Annotated in this window: 19 protein-coding genes and 3 pseudogenes; 10 read left to right on the top strand and 12 right to left on the bottom strand. The window is 40.8% G+C overall.

The features are described 5' to 3' along the window. Positions 1-57 precede the first annotated feature (57 nt). The 5 genes from JMW85_RS08000 to JMW85_RS07980 all read left to right on the top strand — a co-directional run bounded on the left by JMW85_RS08000 (position 58) and on the right by JMW85_RS07980 (position 2,890). The gene (locus JMW85_RS08000; RefSeq protein ID WP_045455910.1) at positions 58-336 is read left to right on the top strand and encodes a hypothetical protein; all 279 of its coding nucleotides are present in this window, start codon (positions 58-60) and stop codon (positions 334-336) included. Positions 337-684: 348 nt separating this feature from the next. Further along, the gene (locus JMW85_RS07995) at positions 685-1,044 is read left to right on the top strand and encodes a hypothetical protein (protein ID WP_201581393.1); all 360 of its coding nucleotides are present in this window, start codon (positions 685-687) and stop codon (positions 1,042-1,044) included. Positions 1,045-1,229: 185 nt separating this feature from the next. Then, positions 1,230-1,958, top strand: a complete 729-nt coding sequence (locus JMW85_RS07990) for a BLUF domain-containing protein (RefSeq protein ID WP_201581392.1) — start codon at positions 1,230-1,232, stop codon at positions 1,956-1,958. 3 nt (positions 1,959-1,961) lie between these two features. Next, the gene (locus tag JMW85_RS07985; protein ID WP_201581796.1) at positions 1,962-2,495 is read left to right on the top strand and encodes a GTP-binding protein; all 534 of its coding nucleotides are present in this window, start codon (positions 1,962-1,964) and stop codon (positions 2,493-2,495) included. A gap of 8 nt (positions 2,496-2,503) precedes the next feature. Beyond that, a complete protein-coding gene (locus tag JMW85_RS07980; RefSeq protein WP_201581391.1) occupies positions 2,504-2,890 on the top strand; it encodes a roadblock/LC7 domain-containing protein in 387 nt (128 codons plus the stop codon). 135 nt (positions 2,891-3,025) lie between these two features. Here JMW85_RS07980 and JMW85_RS07975 read toward each other — a convergent pair whose 3' ends face one another. From JMW85_RS07975 to JMW85_RS07955, 5 genes are all read right to left on the bottom strand, one after another. Next, a complete protein-coding gene (locus tag JMW85_RS07975; protein WP_045456445.1) occupies positions 3,026-3,409 on the bottom strand; it encodes a hypothetical protein in 384 nt (127 codons plus the stop codon). A 165-nt stretch (positions 3,410-3,574) separates the two neighbouring features. Continuing rightward, on the bottom strand, positions 3,575-3,964 hold the full coding sequence (locus JMW85_RS07970) for a hypothetical protein (RefSeq protein WP_045456448.1): 390 nt from the start codon (positions 3,962-3,964) through the stop codon (positions 3,575-3,577). A gap of 1 nt (position 3,965) precedes the next feature. Continuing rightward, complete coding sequence (locus tag JMW85_RS07965; RefSeq protein WP_201581390.1) at positions 3,966-4,445, bottom strand: DNA/RNA non-specific endonuclease; 480 nt, start codon at positions 4,443-4,445, stop codon at positions 3,966-3,968. A gap of 168 nt (positions 4,446-4,613) precedes the next feature. Further along, positions 4,614-5,003, bottom strand: coding sequence for a hypothetical protein (locus tag JMW85_RS07960; RefSeq protein ID WP_201581389.1), 390 nt, complete (start codon positions 5,001-5,003; stop codon positions 4,614-4,616). 46 nt (positions 5,004-5,049) lie between these two features. Beyond that, positions 5,050-5,649 (bottom strand): hypothetical protein, encoded by a 600-nt coding sequence (locus JMW85_RS07955; protein WP_201581388.1) that lies wholly within the window; start codon positions 5,647-5,649, stop codon positions 5,050-5,052. A 141-nt stretch (positions 5,650-5,790) separates the two neighbouring features. On the opposite strand from JMW85_RS07955, the gene JMW85_RS07950 reads away from it, so the two are divergent. The 3 genes and pseudogenes from JMW85_RS07950 (at position 5,791) to JMW85_RS07940 (ending at position 7,044) form a co-directional block, all read left to right on the top strand. Next, complete coding sequence (locus JMW85_RS07950; RefSeq protein WP_201581387.1) at positions 5,791-6,075, top strand: hypothetical protein; 285 nt, start codon at positions 5,791-5,793, stop codon at positions 6,073-6,075. 318 nt (positions 6,076-6,393) lie between these two features. Beyond that, positions 6,394-6,740 (top strand): annotated as a pseudogene (locus JMW85_RS07945) (type II toxin-antitoxin system RelE/ParE family toxin). A 1-nt stretch (position 6,741) separates the two neighbouring features. Further along, complete coding sequence (locus JMW85_RS07940; RefSeq protein WP_045455952.1) at positions 6,742-7,044, top strand: helix-turn-helix domain-containing protein; 303 nt, start codon at positions 6,742-6,744, stop codon at positions 7,042-7,044. 232 nt (positions 7,045-7,276) lie between these two features. Here the strand turns inward: JMW85_RS07940 and JMW85_RS07935 are convergent, their stop codons facing one another. From JMW85_RS07935 to JMW85_RS07925, 3 genes and pseudogenes are all read right to left on the bottom strand, one after another. Continuing rightward, complete coding sequence (locus JMW85_RS07935) at positions 7,277-8,491, bottom strand: IS256 family transposase (RefSeq protein ID WP_201581386.1); 1,215 nt, start codon at positions 8,489-8,491, stop codon at positions 7,277-7,279. A 124-nt stretch (positions 8,492-8,615) separates the two neighbouring features. Further along, a complete protein-coding gene (locus JMW85_RS07930) occupies positions 8,616-9,650 on the bottom strand; it encodes a hypothetical protein (protein ID WP_045455950.1) in 1,035 nt (344 codons plus the stop codon). A gap of 54 nt (positions 9,651-9,704) precedes the next feature. Continuing rightward, a pseudogene (locus JMW85_RS07925) lies at positions 9,705-9,884 on the bottom strand (integrase core domain-containing protein); the annotation flags it as partial. Positions 9,885-10,287: 403 nt separating this feature from the next. On the opposite strand from JMW85_RS07925, the gene rsmA reads away from it, so the two are divergent. Both rsmA and JMW85_RS07915 read left to right on the top strand, forming a co-directional pair. After that, positions 10,288-11,151 (top strand): 16S rRNA (adenine(1518)-N(6)/adenine(1519)-N(6))-dimethyltransferase RsmA, encoded by an 864-nt coding sequence (gene rsmA / locus JMW85_RS07920; RefSeq protein WP_201560234.1) that lies wholly within the window; start codon positions 10,288-10,290, stop codon positions 11,149-11,151. 96 nt (positions 11,152-11,247) lie between these two features. After that, positions 11,248-12,090, top strand: coding sequence for a symmetrical bis(5'-nucleosyl)-tetraphosphatase (locus tag JMW85_RS07915; RefSeq protein ID WP_201581385.1), 843 nt, complete (start codon positions 11,248-11,250; stop codon positions 12,088-12,090). 102 nt (positions 12,091-12,192) lie between these two features. Here JMW85_RS07915 and JMW85_RS07910 read toward each other — a convergent pair. The 4 genes and pseudogenes from JMW85_RS07910 to JMW85_RS07895 all read right to left on the bottom strand — a co-directional run bounded on the left by JMW85_RS07910 (position 12,193) and on the right by JMW85_RS07895 (position 21,082). After that, positions 12,193-14,672 (bottom strand): annotated as a pseudogene (locus JMW85_RS07910) (site-specific recombinase). Between the two features lie 405 nt (positions 14,673-15,077). Then, entirely contained in the window at positions 15,078-16,862 is a 1,785-nt protein-coding gene (locus JMW85_RS07905; protein WP_201581384.1) for an acyl-CoA dehydrogenase C-terminal domain-containing protein, read from the bottom strand. A gap of 320 nt (positions 16,863-17,182) precedes the next feature. Further along, a complete protein-coding gene (locus JMW85_RS07900; protein ID WP_201553794.1) occupies positions 17,183-18,976 on the bottom strand; it encodes an acyl-CoA dehydrogenase C-terminal domain-containing protein in 1,794 nt (597 codons plus the stop codon). A 393-nt stretch (positions 18,977-19,369) separates the two neighbouring features. After that, a complete protein-coding gene (locus JMW85_RS07895; protein ID WP_201581383.1) occupies positions 19,370-21,082 on the bottom strand; it encodes a putative bifunctional diguanylate cyclase/phosphodiesterase in 1,713 nt (570 codons plus the stop codon). Positions 21,083-21,110: the final 28 nt, after the last annotated feature.

The following is a 21,110-nucleotide window of genomic DNA, read 5'->3' as shown; positions in this document are numbered from 1 at the left end:
TGCTATACGGGAGTCGAACGTGTTCCCACAACGGACGTTATGGTAAAAGGTATTGAAATGAAAAAAACAGTGATTAAAGAAATTTTAATTAAAAGCACATGCGATGATGGGCGATTATTTATAGAGAGTAGTGCAGATCAGAATAAAGGATCCGAATTGTATACGCACTTAAGTAAAGGTCATAAAGTAATTTCATCTAAATATTTTATTAAGCTAGGAGATAATCAAGAAATTTTTATTCCAGTTGCCAACATCATAGAGCTATTGCCTGATCGAACAGGAGTTGTAGTTATTTATAGTGTTATGTTTGACAATGGTAAACCGACCATTGCTTAACTTAGTCAGATATAGCTAATTTTTCTAAGTAAGTCGGTATTCGATATCGTTGGATTAGTTGGTTTTTCTAATTTGTTAAGTCGAGTTAATTTAATAAATGAACATGTTTTTTTATTTATCACCTACTTTCAAGATAAACGGTAGTTTTTTAATGATAAGCGGCTAGATAAAAATAATTTATCTTTTATATATGGGCTATAATAGCTCCGGCTAAGTAAAAATTCTTTTACTAATTGTAGTGCAATGCATTCGCTAAAAAACACTTAGCTACAGATGTTTTAATGTCATTAACATCTCACAATTTTATTATTACTTTATTTTAATACAATCAAATAAATAGGAAAAAGTATGTCAAATATCGCTGAGTCGTTACAAGAATTAATGAATCTTGATGGTGCAATGGGTGGCTGTATCGTCGACTATATGTCAGGCATGGTACTTGGTATGGCTGGCGGCGGCGTTGACTTAGAACTTGCAGCAGCAGGTAACTCGCAAGTGGTAAAGGCGAAAGTAGCAACGATGAAATCATTAGAAATCAAAGGTGAAATCGAAGATATGTTAATCACCTTGGAGTCTCAATTGCACATCATTCGTCCTACAGCCAAGCATGAAGACTTGTTTATTTATTTGGTGCTTGATAAATCAAAAGCCAATCTTGCATTAGCCCGCCGTAAGGTACAAGCGGTAGAAAATAAACTAGAAATATAATTCGGTTGGTCGTGTTCAAAAAATGAGTGATTTATCAAACTCTCCTTGTTGCTTATCGCGCCTTAAATAAGACAAGACTGGCAACAAGGTCAAATTCGTTATGTACGTACTGTACATAGCGAATTATTATTTTATAAGCAGTAGGAATAACTTAACGAGCGTGAGCCGTTTTATCAAGTGGCAAAATGAAGTGTATTGCATACGTCAGTAGAGTGCCTATCAGTGATCGTACTATTCGAATGCCTACTGGGTTATCAGACATCGTTAGCGTCTCTCGTAAGAATAATCCAAAATCGCAAATTACGGGTATCATCTCTTACCGTGACGGTCAGTATCTGCAAGTGCTAGAAGGCCCTCATCTGGAAGTAGACAAGTTAATGAGTAAGATAGCTTCTGATCCTAGACATGAAGATCTTTGGGTGTTTTTGGATGTGCGCGTGATCAAACGCAGCTTTAATAATTGGGCTGTGAGCGTGTTTGACTTTGTGGATCAAGATAACTTTTTTAATGCGTTCATTGAGAATAATAGCGCTGTGTTGAACAGCTTTGATGAGTCTCAACAAAGACGTATTCAACCGTTTATTGATATAAAAAAATCTGATACGGCGCCTGAAAAGTATTATGAAGGTAAGAATTTAAGATTATTAGCTTGGCCTGATCTGAATAATGAAAGTAATCCTCAAATGACTATGAACCTGTGTATCAAATTGACTAAAAAGCCTTATTCGTTTAATGCACTAGCGGATAGTGGTGATTTTGGTAGCCATCATCAAGTCACACAGATTATCAGAGAGTTTGATCGTTTAGGTTTATTGAGTGTCACAGAGGCAGCACCGATACATGAGCAAACCGTAAATGAGAAAAAGCCTAACAAATTTTATGGTGCGATCAAAAAATTCTTAGGAATGAGGTAAAAAATTGAATATCAGAAACTAGCAATCATTGGTGAAGTAGGTGCTGGAAAAACTCAGTTGGTCAAAACCCTAAGCGAGATAAGCCCCATCGAAACAGAAGCAAAATCTAGTATCGATATCGGTAAAGAGTACACGACGGTCGGTATCGATTATGGGCGCATCACTCTGTCTGACGATATGGCGCTAGGTATTTACGGTGTGCCAGGTCAAGAGCGGTTTTCTTTTTTATGGGAGTTCGTCAATCAGTCGCTATGGGGATTGCTCATTTTGATTAGATATGACGAGACACCCGATTATGCCAATTTAGATAAGCTATTACACTTTTTTGCACCAGAAAAAAATCAGACCACGTGTATCATTGGCATCACTCATTGCGAGGATGCTGACAAAGATAGCCTTTCAGCACTGGGACAAGAAATAAGAGTGATGTTGATGCAGCATAAAGTGGTGGCACCCGTGCTCCATACAGATCCTAGAAATAGAGAGTCCGCCGTGTCTCTGTTGTCATTATTTAATACCCTTAACAATCAAGACTAATGCCAGATATGACTATGTTAAAAGAAAAATTAGACGAAAAATCACCAGCAAAAATAGTGTTATTAAGCCATATGAAAGCACTGTGTGACGCCAATAGAGAAGTCATATTGGTTAGCTTATGCACCACAGATGGCTTTCCCATTAGTTGCTTTTCGATCAGTGAATTGAGCAATCAAACGGACAAGTTTGCAGCGATGAGCAGCACACTATCAGCACTGAGCGATTCATCCGCGAGTCAAATGAAGCAGGGCAAGTGCGACATCACTATCGTCGAAGCCACTGCTGGAAACATGCTATTTGTCAAAACTGACTATATCGGTAAGCCTTGTGTGTTGACCGTAGTAGCACAGAATAAGATGGCACTAGCAGAAGCAAGATATAAGACCAAAAACTGATTGGTCTTATATCTGCTATCACTGAGTAGTGTTTTACGAGATTACCTAAATCATCTGTACAGTAGGACTTATGAGGGAGTACTCAATTATGAATAGATACAAAACCAAATACTTCCCTAATAGCTAGCTCAGAGTTTAGAAACTTTCATAATCTGGATGATAGAGTAAATCTTCAGCTGATCCCATGAGACGTGGTGGTATGTCATAGCCAAAGTCAAAGTTATATTGTCCATCTACTGTGACTTTCATTTTACAGGTAGTCCAATATTCTTTTGAATTATGCATAGTTTCATTTAATTCAAAAAATAATTTTAATAAGAGATACCTATTGTTGACGTCTACTCTATAATCTACTTCTTCGTTATTATGAAACCATACCGAAGATGAACTATTTTCAAAATCCTCACCTGTTTTGACTAGCTCAATGTAGTGACAGTACTTAGTCCAGTTCTGTGGACTATTATCAAAAACCCATCTAACGATTAGCTCTTGTAGTTCTTCCACTTTAGTTACACTCATCTTCAACCACCTTTTTTATTTTGAATAATATTTTCTGTAACTCTTTTACCAACTTCGCCATAAGACACTGAAAAAGCATCTGGTCTAACACTTCGGTTGTTTGAATTATATATTGGCTCAATCAAATTAATAACGGATAAAGTTTTTAAATAGTAAGTTCATATTTTAGAACTCTTTATAGTCTGGGTCGTACATCAAGTCTTCAGCTGATCCCATAAGGCGTGGTGGTATGTCATAGCCAAAGTCAAAGTTGTATTTTCCATCTGAAGTAACTTTCATCTTGCAGGTCGTCCAAGATCTATTGTCAGTCATAAAACTAACTTTATTTAATTCGTAAAATAAATCGGTCATTTGAATACCTATACTACCTTCTACTAAATAATCAATAACTTGATTATTACTATCAAACCAGACTACCGATTCATCTGACTCATAATCATTATTTATGATAATTAGCTCAATATATACACAACATTTTTTCCAGTCGGTAGGTGCGTTACTCTGTACCCAAAGTGATATCTTTTTTTCAATAGAGTTCTTTTCATAGTTATTCATTTCAACCTCCTGCTTGATTTTTAAACGTTCTAGTTCTCCAAGTACCGTTTTCAATTCTATAGCTTGTTCTGATTGTATCTGGCCTTGTTGTATTATTACCACTACGATAAATTGGCTCTATCCTTACTTCTACCTTTTTACCCGCTGCGGCTAACGCTTTTACCTTACTCTCAAACTTACTCGCATAGGCTCCTTGATTTAAGTTTGCTACTCCATTAGAAGGTTTTCCGTTACCTGGTACAACATTTAATCGATTAATTGGACCATTGAACTGATTACCAATTAAATGGAAACCTACATCACCCGATTTCGACCCCTTATCGTTACCAATTTTTGTCGTAGTAATGCTATCTGTTGTTTGACGCCCATGGTCTTTCGGATCAATTGTACCTGATACTTGATCAACACGACCTTTACTATCGGTACGCCATGCATAGCTACCATACTCATAAGTCGTGTTGGGTAGTGGATTCTCTGCCATACGATTAAAGGTAGCTAAGTCTGTGACTTTAATCACGGCAGGTAGTTTTTTTTACAAAACCCTCAGGGGTATTATTGCTTTTATAACTATAAGTCGTTAATACTGAGCTGCCTTCCTTAAATGTGGGCTTAACGTAGTATCATAAAAAAAACCTGCAAGAGCAGGCTTTTAAAAGGTAGAATAAAGATATAAATTTTCTATACCGTATCGTCTTATAAACTCATAGAGCTTGATCAAATCAGATATCTCAACATCACCTAATTGGTGTAGCGGATCGTCCTTATCTAAATCATCAACATTTTTTAGAGTAGTCAGTGTTGGATATTTCTCAAAAATATAGCTAACCGCTTTTGGGTTTAGCTTCGAAAGTAAATAACCACTATGCTCGTCATAAGCGACGGTGTCAGCTATATCAATTGGAATGTCAATTATATCCGTAAGCTCAAGCATTGTAATGGTATCAAACCACAACGTTTCAAATGTAAACCCGTGCCCTTCTTCTGGATAATATTTAATTTTTTCGACATCTGGTTCAAAAATAAATAACCGTATCACCAATCACAGTAGACCTCCTTAATAATAGTCCTTATAACCATAAAATAACCTATATTATGACACTATCAATCTGGCTGACTAATTCTTTGATAACTTCTATATCAATTCCTTCTTTCTTAGCAATCAATTCAGCATTAAATAGTACAGCTGATGTTCCTTCTGGCTCATCAGAAATATCTAACGATATTATTAACTCATTTGGGACGTTTAATTTCTGAATTTGAATGGCGGCTGCCTCGAGATTAATAATAGTGAAGTACGGCCATCTACCAAATTTAATGCTTTCGATATCAGCATTAAACAATCGGCATAGGTGCATATTTGCTTGGCTAAAATCACAGTCTTTTACTAATCCATAATGATTTGATGACTCTTCATCAGGGCGTCCGCCCAAATCGCATCCTAAAAAATTACCTTTGAAGGTTACCGAGTCGAAGGTCACACTATGCTCTTGCCAATTGGTTAGCTTCTTCTTCGTCTGAAAAACACCCCCAACCATTTCAGCATCTAAGAACTGTATACCTCTAGCCGTTTGCTTATTGATAACAACACAATCAACGAGTTTTAAATTTGGTCCTAGAAATATACAGCTGTTACTTTCAATAATAATTTCTTCGTCAATTATTGTCTTGTTACTGAAATTTTCCATACGATTTACCTTTTTAACTCTAGAAAGTTAACATTCGCCAAATGAAATCAGGCATACCCTAGCGGAACCAGCTATTTTAGCCCTTAAACCTATTAACAGACCACAATATCGAGCCTAGACTTTAATAATCTACGCAAACTCATGGATGCCTTAATTGATCTAAAAAAAATTGATGATCTAGATTCTCTTGATGCAGATTACAGTTTTGAATGGCAAGAAGATGCCAACGAGATGATTGATGGTATCAATAAGTATGTAGAGCAAACGTTAGCTAGCCTAGAGGCGGAGAGCTACCAAAATGCTTTCTGTAGTCTGACTTCTTTGAAAATACGCCTACAGCATTTAAATGGCACAATAAAAATGGAATCACTAACGATACTATCTTACTGCACTATGATGATAAAGAATTCACTTGGCCACCATTGAATAAAGATTGTCGCCTTCTTGAGTGATGGCGCGAGCCCTAATACTCTAAATAACCCCTAATTGGACGCTTACTAAACTGTGATGCATTCTTTTTTTAGTCTATTAATCATCTCAAACTCTCATATCCTGACCAGCTAGGTCAATCGAGCTAATTAAATCGTTGCAATCTACTTATCTAGAACAGCCCTTTAACCAATAGGTTAACGATAGAAAATATTGTCGCTACTAAGAATAGGCTGTTAAGAGCCGCTCACTATAATTGCAGACTGTCTCGATTAACTATATATTATAGACTATAATCTATATATTGGTTTTTATATGTGGACTGTCATCACAACAGAGCTGTTCAACCAATGGTTTGATCAGCAAGATGAATCAACGCAAGAAAAAGTACTGGCAGCTTTGATGGTTCTAGAACAGCAAGGTCCAAGCTTAGTCGTCCTTTAGTGGATACGGTGTACGATTCAAAGTTTACCAACATGAAAGAGTTGCGTATTCAGCACAGAGGCAAGCCACTCAGAGCCTTTTTTGCCTTTGATCCAAAGCGGCAAGCGGTTGTGCTTTGTATTGGTGATAAGGGTAATAAAAAGCGTTTTTATAAAGAAATGCTAGCCACTGCAGACCAGCAGTATGAGTATCACCTCAGAACCTTAGGAGATCTATAACATGACTAAGACACTACAAGAGATGTTAGCTGAGCGTTCTTTAGATAGCCGAGCGCGTATTAAACAACTGGCAGAGCAACTGCTTTTAGAAAACCAGCTGTCTCGTATCCGTGAAGAGTTAGATATCTCTCAAAAAGAGCTGGCTCAAACCATGGGTATTAAGCAGCCTTCATTGTCTGCTATAGAAAATCGCGGCAATGATCTTAAAATATCGACCATGAAAAAATATGTTGAGGCTATGGGCGGCAAGCTTCGTATCGACGTTGAGCTGCCAACAGGGAAGCATATAGGCTTTAATGTGTAACAATGAATTCAAGTGATTCAAGCGCTAATAAGCCACCTTCTTATAGGTGGCTTATTTATTGCTAAGAATAGGCTAACGTTATTAGGAAAGCACAGTAGCGAGTCCCTTAATTCAAAGACCTGTTATATATGGTTCCATTATACCAGTCTGTTTTAAGTAGTCTGTTAATAGGTTTGGAGGCTGAAATAGTTGGTTCCGCTGGAGCCTATCCCAGATTCTGTGTAACTGCTATTTAGATTAAATGCTTACTGATACGATCATCAAACATAATCATAAAGCGATTTAAAGCAGACGTCCAGTTACGGATTGGCATCGACCATTTTTTGGATGCTTGCTGGGTTGCCAGATAAATCACCTTGAAAGCTGCCTGATCAGATGGGAACACCTTACGCTTATTCACCGCCGTTCGAATCACGCTATTTAATGACTCAATAGCATTGGTGGTATAGATGGCTTTTCTGATGTCTTTAGGATAACCAAAGAACACCGTTAAGCCCTCCCAGTTACTGCGCCAAGACTTAACCACATGCGGGTACTTATCACCCCACACCTGATCGAATGACTCAAGATTGGCCTCTGCTATCTCAAGCGTATCAGCGCCGTAGATGGCCTTTAAATCAGCCGCTACGGCCTTCTTATCTGTCCACGGTACAAACTTCATCGAATAGCGCAGCATGTGTACGATACACAGCTGAACCTGAGCGTTGGGGTAGACGGTGTTGATGGCATCAGGGAAGCCCTTTAAGCCGTCGACACAGGCAATGAGGATATCTTGTACCCCGCGGTTTTGTAGTTCAGTGAGAACACCCAGCCAGAACTTAGCGCCTTCATTCTCTGATAACCACATACCAAGCAGCTCTTTTTTACCATCAAGAGCAACACCTAGCGCTAAGTAAATGGCTTTGTTGATAATCTGCTTATCTTGACGTACTTTAACGACAATACAGTCCAAATAGACGATAGGATAAACACTGCTCAGCGGCCGGTTCTGCCAAGCGGTGATGTCCTCTAATATGTTATCGGTGACTCTTGAGACAAGAGAGCTTGATATATCAACGTCGTAGAGCTCTTTAATGCTCTCTACAATCTCGGTGGTGGTTTGACCCTTGGCGTAAAGGAATATGATCTTGTCATCAAGGCCTGAGATACGGGTTTGATGCTTACGCACTAGTGCAGGTTCAAAAGCGCCATCACGGTCTCTTGGGGTGGAGATTTCAAGATCGCCTGTGTCGCTACGGACGGTCTTTTTAGTGTGTCCGTTGCGCTTGTTAGGCTTGTCTGCTTTCTCATGCTTGGGGTAGCCCAGATGCTCTTCCATCTCAGCTTCAAGAGCAGTATCGATAAAGGATTGCATGAGCTGCTTTTGGAAGTCTTTGATGTCATCAAAGCTTTTCATGCTACCAGCCATTTGCTCGGCCAGTTTTTTAATGTCAGATTGAGTAGTCATTGCTTATTCTCCGGTTAGTGGATTATAAGCAGTACACAGTTTTTAGGAAAGGCTCTTCCGCTGGGGTATACGTTGCTTAAACAGTATTTATTTATCTTCTAAAAATACTTAAAATGTATATCACCTAATTCCAACTATTATCTGGGTGAGGCAAAGTGTCAACTCGACCTTCCCAATATTTTGCTTGCTCTGCATATTCTAAATCAATGGTCTTTAGCCCCTTATACAATTCTTTCAATTCATTTGTAGCAATATAACTTCCTTGCTCGGCAAGATGTGTGAGTTCCTCAAGTTTTGGGTCAAATAGTTGGTGAATCACTTCTAAAGTGGGGTTATCAAGGGTCTCATCCATTCGATTGATGTAACTCTTTACTAATATAGCCTTCGTGTCTAAGTGCCCTGCTTTGGATAGCAAATAAGCAGTCACGGCTTCAACGCTACTCTCAGTCTCATGCTGTAATTTAATAGGATTGTTATCATTGATATGTCTTTGTTTTTCTATGATTGCTATCGCAACCATAGAATTAAGTAATGGTGATACATCGTTAGGGCTAAAGGATTGATGGTAGTCAACCACATAGCTCATATACTGCACGGCTTTAGCATCGTCTTTAGGTACGAATTCGCCTAAATAACTATGAACCGCCATATAGATGTATACGTTTATGAACTTGTCTGGATCGTACTTTTTCTGTTTTACCGGTTCTACGTTTTTAATTATTTGGTCAAGTTCTTCATTATCTAAACCTTTATATTTAGAGAAGCCTTCTGGTACATCACGAATAATTATCTCCGCTATCTTGTCTAAGTCGTGTTCAAGTTGCTGGTACAGCGCAATAGCCTCTTTGTCACTACTGAATGGCTTACTGGCTTTGCATGGTTGAAAGTCTTCCACTTGAAGATCTAAGTCATTAGAATGAACTTTAATACCATTTGGCGTTTGTGTGACATTATTCAGGTCAATGGAGGTTTCAGACTGTTCAACGTGCTTGTAGATGTCACAACTTGATGAGCTGTCAGCAACGCTTGATACGTTAAAAGACTGGTTAGGTGTGCTTTGAGCGATTGCCATTGATGAGAGCGTAGCAAGTACAGCAACTGACAATATAGATAAAATTGGGTTTAGACACTTATTAATATTTAATTTTTTGTTGTACATAGTGCACTTTCCATGTAAATACCCCATACTTAACACAACATCTTCGTAGAATCATTAAGCCACCTGTCTGTATTCAGCGGGTGTCATATCATTAAGTGAATCATGGGGTCTTTCAGTGTTATAAACCTTGATCCAGTCCTCAGTCAGCTTATTGACTTCCTTTAAATCATTAAATAAATAGCAATCTAAAACCTCATTGCGATAACTACGATTAAACCGTTTAATATAAGCATGACCACTGTCGCTAATCTCATAGACCTTAACTTGGGAGATTTTAATTATACAGCTCGATGCCTGTATAGCGCACCGATCATAGATAGAGTATGTATGGTAAGTACACCATAAAGTACACTGTGGCTATCTCAGTAATTCAAAACCTCGATATCATTAGCCTACAGTCAAAGATTCAAGTCCTCACTAGGGAACCATGCTTACTCTCATAATACTCTTATAATAAACGATTTTAGAAAAAAATAAGGCACTATGTCGATTGCGCTAATGTATGGGTAGTTTAACAATAAAATATCTCAAAAATACAGTGCAATTATGAGCTGTGTTATAATTCATCATTATAAAACTAGCACATTGCTGGCATTGCCTTATCGACCCTCTCTTTTTTATCTATGAAGACTTTTTTATGTCCAAAACATCGTTTGATGCTCAGTCTATTACCAACAGCCTACGCGCTGCCAAACACCAACCGCGTAAGCGCTTTGGTCAAAACTTCTTACATGATCGCAGTGTCATCCGTGAGATTGTTGAGAGCATTCGCTTAGAGCGCGATGACAATTTGATTGAGATTGGGCCAGGGATGGGCGCACTGACTGAGCCATTATTGGCAGAAGTGGATGCGATGACTGTGGTCGAGCTGGATCGTGATTTGGCAGATAGCCTGCGTATTCGTATCGGTGCCAACAGCCATCGAAACTTTACGATCATCAAAGACAATGCCATGCATGTCGACTATCGCGAGCTGTATAGCGATGAGCGTGGCAAGCTCCGTGTGGTTGGTAATCTGCCGTATAATATTTCTACGCCTATCTTATTTCATTTGCTCAGTTATGCCGATGTGATTCAAGACATGCACTTTATGCTGCAAAAAGAAGTGGTCGAGCGTATTACGGCGGATGTCGGTAGCAAAACTTATGGTCGCCTGTCGGTCATTATGCAGTATCATTGCCATACCGATTATCTACTGACCGTACCACGTGGTGCTTTTAATCCGCCACCAAAAGTAACCAGTGCGGTTTTTCGTTTGACGCCGCATATTACTAAGCCAGTCGTCGCAGAGGACGAAGAATATTTCGCGCTTGTGGTACGTGAAACCTTTAACCATCGTCGTAAGACGTTACGTGCCATCTTTAAAAAATCAACGTTGCTACCGACATTGAGCGAAGAAGATTTTGCAGCGTGTAGCATTGACCCACAAGCACGTCCTGAAGTCTTAAGTGTGAAAGATTTTGTGAATTTAAGCAATCAAGCGCGTAAAGTAGAGGTTTAAATCGAGTTACTGCCGATTCGTCGTCAAAGACATTTATATGGAAATGACGACATAAAACTTTCACATAAAAATATCACGTAAAAACACTGAGGATTTATGAGCTTTCGCCATCAGTATGTCATCGGTGACCTGCAAGGTTGCTATGCGGCGTACCTTCATTTACTTGAAATATTGGATTTTGATCCTGCACAAGACAAGCTATGGTTTGCAGGGGACTTGGTGGCACGTGGTGAAGATTCGTTAAGTACCTTGCGTCATGTCAAAGCACTTTGCGAGCAAGGGGCAGCCGCGACAGTACTCGGCAATCATGATATCAATTTGATCGCTGTCTGGCGCGGTGCGGCAAAGATTAAAAAAAAGGATCAGACAGCGCCTATTTTTGCTGCCGATGATTGCGATGAACTGCTTGAATGGCTACGTCATCAGCCAGTATTGGCTTTTCCTGATGAGCAGACAGTATTGGTTCATGCTGGCATTCCACCGCATTGGACGGTTGAGGCGGCCGCAAATTACGCGCAGCAGTTAGAGTCACAATTGCAAAGTAGTTTAAAACAGCTGGATCGTTTATTGCCGAATTTATATAGCAAGACTGCTGATGACTGGCATCCAGATATTAATGGTTTTACCAAAATGCGTGCAATTGCCAATTATTTCACTCGTATGCGGCTGTGTAAACAAGATGGCACGTTAGAATTTAGCTTTGCAGCAGGGTTAGAAGCGTCTATGCCAGAGGGTTTTTTGCCTTGGTTTGAATGGCAAGTGCCGCGGACTCGCAAGGTATTATTTGGGCATTGGGCAGCGCTGAAAGGTGAGATAGACTTACCGTATGCGAGTGCACTTGACGGCGGCTGCGTTTGGGGTAATCATCTATTGGCTTATCGCTTGAGTGATGAAAAAATCATCAGGTCAAGTGCGCACTGCTTACCGCTAGAAACATAATATTAGGGTGTGGGCTCATTTCTATCTCCGTTTTTAAAATGAGGTCACGCCCCAACTATTTTGCTTATTCAAACGATTTATTAAACCACCAAAATCTTCTCATTAGCTGGGTAGGTTCGGTGGTTTTTTGGGTTTAGGTAATGAGGTTTTAGCATCGCCCGCAGCCTTATTTTCAGGGTTACTGTTATCGTTTTCAGGATGGGCAGTCGTCTCATTACCCTCAGTAAAGGCGTTATGCGCTTTATCATATTGAATATCACTACTATAAGGAACGCTATTGAGCTCCTCATCTATCAGCCCATCATCGAGTTCAATGGTTTTTTTGGTACTGATATGATTGGTGGTGCTGTGTGTTTCCCGACTTTTTAGCGCCGCGTCAGTGTCAGCATTTGAGATGTTGTTATCGTAATCTATGTCTGTGATAGCCTGTTCATTTTGCATGCTTTTTTGCTTGGATTTAGGTAGAATTTTTACATCAGACAAACGCCGCACGACATAATTATTGGGAATAGTTTGTCCCCCTTTATGAGCGCTGGTATCGTCAAAAATCATATGTCCTTGACTGTCGATACGAGCATATTTCATTGGCTTATCACGTGGCCAGAAAAAGTCTGAAGGATGGGTAAGCATATGGCTGAAAAGCTGCTTGGTTAAACGACTCCACTCCATGAATTTTACTTCTTTAGAGCGCAGTGCCACAAATAAGGCGAGCGAAAAGCTGACCATGAGGTTCACCATGCCGATAAGGGCAACGCCTAAAATAGAAATAAACACAATCTGCCAATCCCACTGGTTGGCAGATATATTAAACAGTCCATGCGCCAAATTCGCCGAGGCAAACGCAATGTGGCGAATATCAATCGGTAAGCCAAATAAATAGCCAATTGTTGCAGTACTACCTAAGAACACTCCGAACAAGAAATTGCCCATAATGGCGCCGAGGTTGGCTTCTATAAAACCGCCTAAACGCTGTAACCAAGTTTTTGGTAGTAGGTATTGAAGTAGTTTGTGGCGCTGAATACGGGCACCGATTTGGTTGTAGACCGCCAAGTTATCGTAGTAACCAGCAATAAGACCCGATAAAAATAAATAGACGCCAGCAATGGCCGCGTGGGGCAATGCCAGTGAGTGAAAAGGGTCAAGATCATGCAGTAAGTGTGCAGCCTTGTCGGTATTGATCATCGGCGCACCAGTATATTGTAGCCATGCAAAAGAGATAATCAGAGCGACTGGTATTGCTAGCATGATATTGCCCATAATCGCCACAAACTGGGTACGTAAAATATCGACCACCAATTCTGATAGTTTATTTAACTGGTGTGACTTTTTGCCAGAACCGTCCGATATAGTAGAGGCGATTGCCGCCGCCGTCATAGCAGGCTGTTTGGTAGCAACCGTACCATGAACGATATGGATAAAAACAAAACCCAATCCATAAATCATACTATTTACAAAGGCGCGTCCCATCGGTGCGAGGGCTAGGTTATAGGCTAATATCTTAAGCGTTGCCATAAAAGCAATAATAAAACCACCAATAGAGGCTTTCTTGAACATTTTTTGGTAGCCCGATTTATCGGTACTAATATAATGTTCACCCACACGGCTGGCATTTTCAGTGACTTTGCGCGACAGCAGCTTAGTATTATTATCAATTAAGTATCCAATACTATAACGGCGGCTAGCAGTGGTAATCAGTGCTTGAATCAATTCAATGAGCGCCTGATCACGCTTATCATAATTATCTGCTACCAGTTCAGTTAGGATGCGCATACGCTGCAAGCTTTGGTCTAAACGCAGCATCATATTGGTCAGGCGAATAGAGATCCCCGTTTTATAAATGCGCTTGCGTATGGTGGCAACGATATCTTCGCATTGTTCAATCATGACCAGTAACGGCGCAGGATCTACCGCTTTTTCGGGCGTGATATCCGTTAAAGTATCAAGCTCATGCGCTTCTCGGTACTGATTGACGTATAAGACCGCCTCTTGATTTTGTGCCACAAATGACGCTGAATAATTCAGCATTTGCGGATAAAATTCCATCAAATCTGGATGCAAGCCAATACCGCTGATACGGTATGACAAAATGATAATCGCGTTCAAAATACTGTTTTTTGCTGTCGCAACTAAGTTTAAATGCTGCTCATCGACTTTGAGTAGCTCAACCAGTTCATCCCATTTGTCTTTTTTAATATTGGCAAGCCAGCGCTCGTCAGAGCGTTTATCAAATAAATAACCGACCAATTCTACGACAGAATCTTCTTGTGGCAATAGCGGTAAAAAACGGTGTCCGATAAGGCGACGTAGACTATTAAAAAGCCCTGATCCGACATGATACCGGTATCGGTATATAAAGCAATTTGGCGATATTCAATAATCAGTTTTAAGACGAAACTTGACAGTCCATCTGCATATTCTGGATGTTGACGTAAAATATCAATCAGCTCTTGAATGTTTTGATTGGCTAACGTGGGCTCTTTATCGCTCACTCGTAGCTCATCGATTAGGCGCTTGAGTACCGCAGGATCTGGCACATCACTTAAGGCTGTAATCTGTTGTAAAATGTGTTTTATTTCTGACACATTGCATCCCTTGTGGTGGTTATTTCAGTCATTGTTATTATTGAGTATGAGCAAAGATATAGGTGTTTTGAATGACTATATTGGTTATCAATGTCGCGATATCTACCACTATTGATGGTTAGGTTTCTAATTTACAGCTCACTAATTTGGAAATTATTGGTTCAGAGCTTATTGGTTTAGGCATTAAAGATATTTGTACCAATCTTAATGTTGTGACTTTACGTTATTTTAATCGTAACAATGCCTGAGCGGTTAATTATTTTGTTAGCAGTTATTTTGTGGCGCTCATTATATCTATTGTGGAAACCATCGCTGTGATGATATTTTTGGCAAAAAAAGGGACAGTAGCGTGACTGTCCCCTTATCGTAGTGCGGTATGGCTTACTTTATTATAAAAGTAAGAAATTAGCTAGCGGGTACATCAAAGTAGCTAAGATCAAAGTTCATCATTGGATCACTACCAGCTTGAACCATTTGTGCATGGGCATCAATGCGTGGCAAAATACGGCCGACGAAATAATCGGCAAGCTTGGCTTTATTGGTATAAAACTCACCTTCTTTACCGTTAGCTGCTTCTACCATCAACGCAAACATGTACGAGTAAGCGAGGTAACCAAAGGCATGCATGTAATCAACGGCACAGCCATTGACTTCGTTTTTACGCTCGCCAATGTTGCTAAGCACAGTGTTGGTTAGCGCTTCGATAGTATCTGCAGCATCTAGCGTTGCTTGCTTGATACCATGATCCGCTTGCATGTTATTGACGAAATCACGAATTTCACCTAAGAAATGAGTGACGTATTTGCCGTTATTTTTCGCCACTTTACGACCCAGTAAGTCAAGTGCTTGAATACCGTTGGTGCCTTCATAAATCTGGGCAATACGGGTATCACGAACGATTTGCTCCATACCCCATTCGCGGATATAGCCGTGACCGCCAAATACTTGCTGGCAATCAATGGTGGCTTCTAACGCTTTGTCAGTCAAGAAAGCTTTAGCAACTGGCGTTAGTAGCGCAACGCGTGCTGCTGCTGCTTGAGCGGCTTCAGGGTCGGTGCTAAATTTCTCTTCATCAAGATTTTTAGCCACGTACATCGCAAAGCAACGTGAGGCTTCGGTATTGGCTTTGGCATTTAATAGCATACGGCGCACATCGGCATGATGAATGATGGCATCCGCTGGTTTTTCTGGACTTTGCAGTTGGGTATCGCTACGACCTTGACCACGGTCATTGGCATATAGCGCTGCGTTTTGGTAAGCAAGCTCAGAACCGCCAAGGCCTTGCAGACCCATGGTGACACGCTCATAGTTCATCATGATAAACATTGATGACAGACCCGTGTTTTCAGCACCAACCATCCAGCCTTTAGCGCTGTCAAAATTCATGACACAAGTGGCTGAGGCTTTGATGCCCATTTTGTGCTCGATAGAGCCGACTGCTAGCGTGTTACGCTCGCCTAAGCTACCATCTGCATTGACCAAAAATTTTGGTACCACAAATAGCGAAATACCTTTTGAGCCTTCTGGCGCGTTAGGGGTTTTTGCCAATACCAAATGAATGATGTTTTCGGTTAAGTCATGCTCGCCGCCAGTAATAAAGATTTTGGTACCAGAGATATCATAGCTACCGTCATCATTAGGGATAGCTTTGGTTTTGATGATACCTAAGTCAGTACCAGCATGTGGCTCTGTTAAGCACATGGTGCCCGCCCACTCGCCGTTGTACATTTTCTCTAGGTAGGTTTGCTTTTGTTCTTCAGAAGCCGCTGCGTTTAGGCACAGTGTTGCACCAACGGTTAGGTTAGGGTAGAGGGCAAATGATTGGTTGGCAGTGAATACCATCTCTTCAGTCAGCATAGTCACCATTTTTGGGAAACCTTGACCACCGTATTCAGCGTTACCGCTTAAGCCAACCCAGCCTGATTCAGCATACTGCTTATACGCTTCTTTAAATCCAGTAGGAGTCGTGACGACGCCATTACCTTCAAAGGTTGCACCTTCTTCATCGCCGCTGCGGTTGATTGGCAAAAGAATGTTTTTTGACAGTTTTGCCATTTCTTCCAAAATCATATCGACTGTTTCCATATCGACATGAGCTAAGTTTTCGTTGTTTTGCCAAAATTTAGGCGCGTTAAATACATCATTTAAGATAAAGCGCATGTCATTCAGAGGGGTATTATAAACAGCCATAAACATTCCTTTGGTTCAAATAAATAAAATTAAAGTTGTTAAAGATATCAATTGTTCTTTTGGTCTAACCTTAGCGGTTAATAATCAAAGTTTAGCAAATAAGCTTGCGCACGGGTGTGTTTCTTCGTGAATTGTGCGTACACCAAAAGTATTGATAAAGGATAGCCTTTATAAAAATAAGAATAGATTTTTAGAAAAGGTTAGATTTCTTGAAAGTGTTGACTCTACTCGTTATTAATTTTAATAGCGCTAAGAAAATCGGCAACACACCTGAGTATGTTGCCGATAAAAATACAGTATTAGCAGTATTTAACGTCTAATTAAAAAGCGAACTGATCAACGTCCATGCTCATGTATGGTTCAACACCAGTGCTGATACGCTGTACGTGAGTGGTGGTACGTGGCAATAGCTTAGCAAAGTAGAACTGCGCGGTTTTTACTTTCGCGTCGTAGAAGGCTTGTTCGCTAGTACCGTTAGCAAGTTCAGTTTGTGCTACTAATGCCATGCGTGCCCATAAGTAGGCTAGCGTCACATAACCGCTGAAATACATATAATCAACCGCAGCGCCGCCAACCGCATCTGGGTTTTCAGTGGCTTGCATGCCGATGCGTGCAGTCAAATCACCCCATTCTTTAAGATGCTTGGCAAGTGGGCGAATAAACTGACCCATCTCATCGTTTTCTTTGTTTTCTTCACAGAATGTCTGGATGATTTTTACAAAGTTTGCAAGCAGTTTGCCTTGTGAGCCCAATACTTTACGACCTAGTAGATCGAGTGCTTGGATTTCAGTAGTACCTTCGTATAAGCAAGCAATACGCGTATCACGCACGTTTTGCTCCATGCCCCATTCACTGATAAAGCCATGACCACCATAAACCTGTACGCCATGGTTAGCGGCTTCAAGACCAGTTTCAGTCAAGAACGCTTTAGCGATCGGTGTCAATAGTGACAACATTTGATCAGCAAATTTAAGCGCATCGCCTTCGCCTTTTGCAACAGTATCGGCAAAATGTGAGAGGTAATAAACCAAAGCACGACCACCTTCAGCAAAGGCTTTTTCAGTCAACAGCATGTTACGAACCGCTGGATGTACAATGATAGGGTCAGCGACTTTTTCAGGCGCTTTAACACCAGATAATGAACGCATTGCTAGACGATCTTTGGCATAAGTCAATGAGCCTTGGAACGCATATTCTGCTGCTGTTAAACCTTGCACTGCGGTACCAATACGCGCCACGTTCATAAAGGTAAACATGCACTGTAGACCACGGTTTTCTGGGCCAATTAGATAACCTGTTGCGCCATCAAAGTTCATCACGCAAGTGGCTGAGGCTTTGATACCCATTTTGTGTTCGATAGAGCCACAAACGACGTTGTTGTTTTCACCTAGGCTACCATCTTCGTTGACCGTTACTTTAGGAACGATAAACAGTGAGATGCCTTTTGTACCAGCAGGCGCGCCTGGTAGACGAGCCAATACAATGTGAATAATATTGTCCGTTAAGTCATGCTCACCCGCTGAAATGAAGATTTTTTGACCAGTGATGCTATAGCTGCCATCTTCTTTAGGCTCGGCTTTGGTGCGGATAATACCCAAATCAGAACCCGCATGTGCTTCAGTCAAGCACATGGTGCCTGACCATTCGCCGCTGACCATTTTTTCTAGGTAGGTTTGTTTTTGCTCGTCCGTACCGTGATGCTCGATGGTTTGAATGGCACCATGCGATAAACCAGGGTACATAGAAAATGACCAGTTAGCCGTACCAACCATTTCATTAATGACGGTTGATAATGAGAACGGCATGTTTTGACCACCGAAGTCTTCTTCAGCAGACAACGCTGGGAAGCCAAGCTCACAATACGCTTTGTATGCTTCTTTAAAGCCTTTTGGCGTAGTGACTTGACCATTGTTAAACTGGCAGCCTTCAGCGTCACCACTTTGATTCAATGGTGATAGCTCATTTTCAGCAAAGCTTGCCGCCATCTCAAACAGGCTGTCCATTAGCTCGCGATCCGCTTCTTGGAATGCTGGCAGGGTTTTATAATGGCTTTCGCTGTCGAGTAACTCATGCATCACGAATTGAATGTCACGTAAGGGCGCTTTGTATTGCATAACTTCCTGTCCTTTTGAGAATATAACCAATCATCATCAAGGGTAGGCACATGACTGCACTGTTATTTAGTGCACAAGTCCAGCCCATATTAATCTAACGAGCCCAAATAAATGCTAGGCAATAATGGAGATTGACGATGTTGTCGGCTATATAAAATAGTATTGAAAAGAATGGTGATGGTCAGAGTAAGCTTGAAACTTAATAAACTCTAACAAATTCACTATAAAAGATAGGCTTTCAGAGGGGATTATACAAGTTTGGTGACAGCACTGATAAGTCATGAACCTATCTTGCATCGGTTATACAATCGACGTTAGGCGTTAAGAGGAAATGCGAATAACCATATGAAAATACTAATGATACTGGATAAATAAACATTCGTTAAAGGGGGTTTATTTGGCAGCGTACTGCTGAATCAACATCTCAGTCGCAGCATCTGCTGGCACTGGTTTGCCAAACCAATAGCCTTGACCCTGTTGACAGCCCATTTTTAGCAAGACATCGCGCTGTTGTTCGGTTTCGATACCTTCGGCGACTACCTGCATATCAAGTGCAATTGCCAAGTCTAAAATAGCTTTTACAATGGCATGTTGGGTACGATCAGTGTCGATGTTGGATATAAAACTTTTATCAATTTTAATGAAATCAAACGGATATTCTTGTAAGTAACTCAAAGAGGCATAACCGGTGCCAAAGTCATCCAACGCCAAACAAATCCCCAGTTCCTTGAGTAAATTAAGCTGTTTTTTGACATTTGCATGACGCTGAATTAAGGATGATTCGGTGACTTCAATATGTAGCTGATGGGCAGAAATATGGTGTTGCACCAGTAAACTGCTCACCATCTCAGAAAACTCAGGGTGGCTAAATTCGGCGGCATCTGCATTGATACAGATATGCTGAAAAAATCCTTGCTGTTGCCAAGTCGATAACTGCTTAGCAATTTGAACCGCCATGTGCGAGAACAGCTCAAACGACAGTTTATGAGTGATAATGGCATTGATAAAATGTATCGGCTTTAGCAGTCCGCGAGTCGGGTGTTGCCAACGTACCAGCGCTTCAAAACCAATAATGATGCCAGTAGCCAGCTCAAACTTTGGTTGATAATAAGGAACAAACTGATTTTCAGTGGTGGCGGCTCTAAGTTCCGCCTCTAACTGCAAGCTACCCGCAGTGGCTTCGTCAATGGCCGTATCATACCAGCAAATGTCATCACCGCCTTGCTGCTTGACATAATGCAGGGCTTTTTCAGCCTTGGTCAATAATCCTGTCACTTCGTCGTCGTTAGTGGGAAAGTAACTGACCCCGACGGAAATATGACAATAAATCTTGGCGTCTGTCGCAGTGTTTTCATCTAAGGAGAAGGGGCGTTCACACATTTGCATTAAGCTGTCTAGCTGATGACGTACCATATTAGCGTCATTGAATTCGAATAATAACGCAAAATCATCGCCGCCAAAATGGGAAAAACACTGTAAATTATCGAGCTTGAGGTTCTTCAGGCGTGTGACAAAGTTCTTTACCAAAGTGTTGATGCCGTCAGGGCCAAGCAAGCTTGCTAGATTGCGATAACGGTCAATATTAAAGCGCACAATCACGACTTCTTGATAGCTGTCCAACAATAGGTCGCTTGTCTGACTCAAGAAAACCTTACGGTTTGGTAACCCAGTCAATTGATCATAATTGAGCAAATGAGCCACTTGCTTTTGATCCTTGACGACCGAGGACATATCACGCACCATACCGATATAGTAAGTCTTATGATTGACACAGATTTTGCGATAAGTCATGTGACAGTCAAGTATTTGTCCATAACGGTTCGGCATCGAAAAGTCGTTTTCATAAAAACCATTGCAGTCTAGATGGTTAGTGATATCTGCTAAAACGGCCCTTTCTTCATCTGATAAAAATTCTGCTGCATAAACACCAAGTGGTCTGCCAAGCAAAAATGACTCACTGTAGCCAATGATAATCTCATAACTGGCATTGACCGATAGATAGCGTAAATTGGCATCCAAGATGAATATTGCATCATCAAGCTGCTCACATAACTCGGCCAGCAGTTGCTGCTTGTCTGCGATGGAAATAGGGGCGAAAGCAGTCATAGTTGGACTCATCATATCGAAATAGAGC

It is taken from the genome of Psychrobacter glacincola, from assembly GCF_904846075.1.
Taxonomy (GTDB): domain Bacteria; phylum Pseudomonadota; class Gammaproteobacteria; order Pseudomonadales; family Moraxellaceae; genus Psychrobacter; species Psychrobacter glacincola_C.
The sequence above is the reverse complement of the archived record's forward strand: the minus strand, read 5'-3'. Positions and strand labels throughout refer to the sequence as shown.

What these genes read in the sequence shown, in the direction of transcription:
- JMW85_RS08000 (WP_045455910.1), top strand. Translation starts at nt 58, where the DNA reads ATGAAAAAAACAGTGATTAAAGAAATTTTAATTAAAAGCACATGCGAT.
- JMW85_RS07995 (WP_201581393.1), top strand. Translation starts at nt 685, where the DNA reads ATGTCAAATATCGCTGAGTCGTTACAAGAATTAATGAATCTTGATGGT.
- JMW85_RS07990 (WP_201581392.1), top strand. Translation starts at nt 1,230, where the DNA reads ATGAAGTGTATTGCATACGTCAGTAGAGTGCCTATCAGTGATCGTACT.
- JMW85_RS07980 (WP_201581391.1), top strand. Translation starts at nt 2,504, where the DNA reads ATGACTATGTTAAAAGAAAAATTAGACGAAAAATCACCAGCAAAAATA.
- JMW85_RS07975 (WP_045456445.1), bottom strand. Translation starts at nt 3,409, where the DNA reads ATGAGTGTAACTAAAGTGGAAGAACTACAAGAGCTAATCGTTAGATGG.
- JMW85_RS07970 (WP_045456448.1), bottom strand. Translation starts at nt 3,964, where the DNA reads ATGAATAACTATGAAAAGAACTCTATTGAAAAAAAGATATCACTTTGG.
- JMW85_RS07965 (WP_201581390.1), bottom strand. Translation starts at nt 4,445, where the DNA reads ATGGCAGAGAATCCACTACCCAACACGACTTATGAGTATGGTAGCTAT.
- JMW85_RS07955 (WP_201581388.1), bottom strand. Translation starts at nt 5,649, where the DNA reads ATGGAAAATTTCAGTAACAAGACAATAATTGACGAAGAAATTATTATT.
- JMW85_RS07950 (WP_201581387.1), top strand. Translation starts at nt 5,791, where the DNA reads ATGGATGCCTTAATTGATCTAAAAAAAATTGATGATCTAGATTCTCTT.
- JMW85_RS07940 (WP_045455952.1), top strand. Translation starts at nt 6,742, where the DNA reads ATGACTAAGACACTACAAGAGATGTTAGCTGAGCGTTCTTTAGATAGC.
- JMW85_RS07935 (WP_201581386.1), bottom strand. Translation starts at nt 8,491, where the DNA reads ATGACTACTCAATCTGACATTAAAAAACTGGCCGAGCAAATGGCTGGT.
- JMW85_RS07930 (WP_045455950.1), bottom strand. Translation starts at nt 9,650, where the DNA reads ATGTACAACAAAAAATTAAATATTAATAAGTGTCTAAACCCAATTTTA.
- rsmA (WP_201560234.1), top strand. Translation starts at nt 10,288, where the DNA reads ATGTCCAAAACATCGTTTGATGCTCAGTCTATTACCAACAGCCTACGC.
- JMW85_RS07915 (WP_201581385.1), top strand. Translation starts at nt 11,248, where the DNA reads ATGAGCTTTCGCCATCAGTATGTCATCGGTGACCTGCAAGGTTGCTAT.
- JMW85_RS07905 (WP_201581384.1), bottom strand. Translation starts at nt 16,862, where the DNA reads ATGGCTGTTTATAATACCCCTCTGAATGACATGCGCTTTATCTTAAAT.
- JMW85_RS07900 (WP_201553794.1), bottom strand. Translation starts at nt 18,976, where the DNA reads ATGCAATACAAAGCGCCCTTACGTGACATTCAATTCGTGATGCATGAG.
- JMW85_RS07895 (WP_201581383.1), bottom strand. Translation starts at nt 21,082, where the DNA reads ATGACTGCTTTCGCCCCTATTTCCATCGCAGACAAGCAGCAACTGCTG.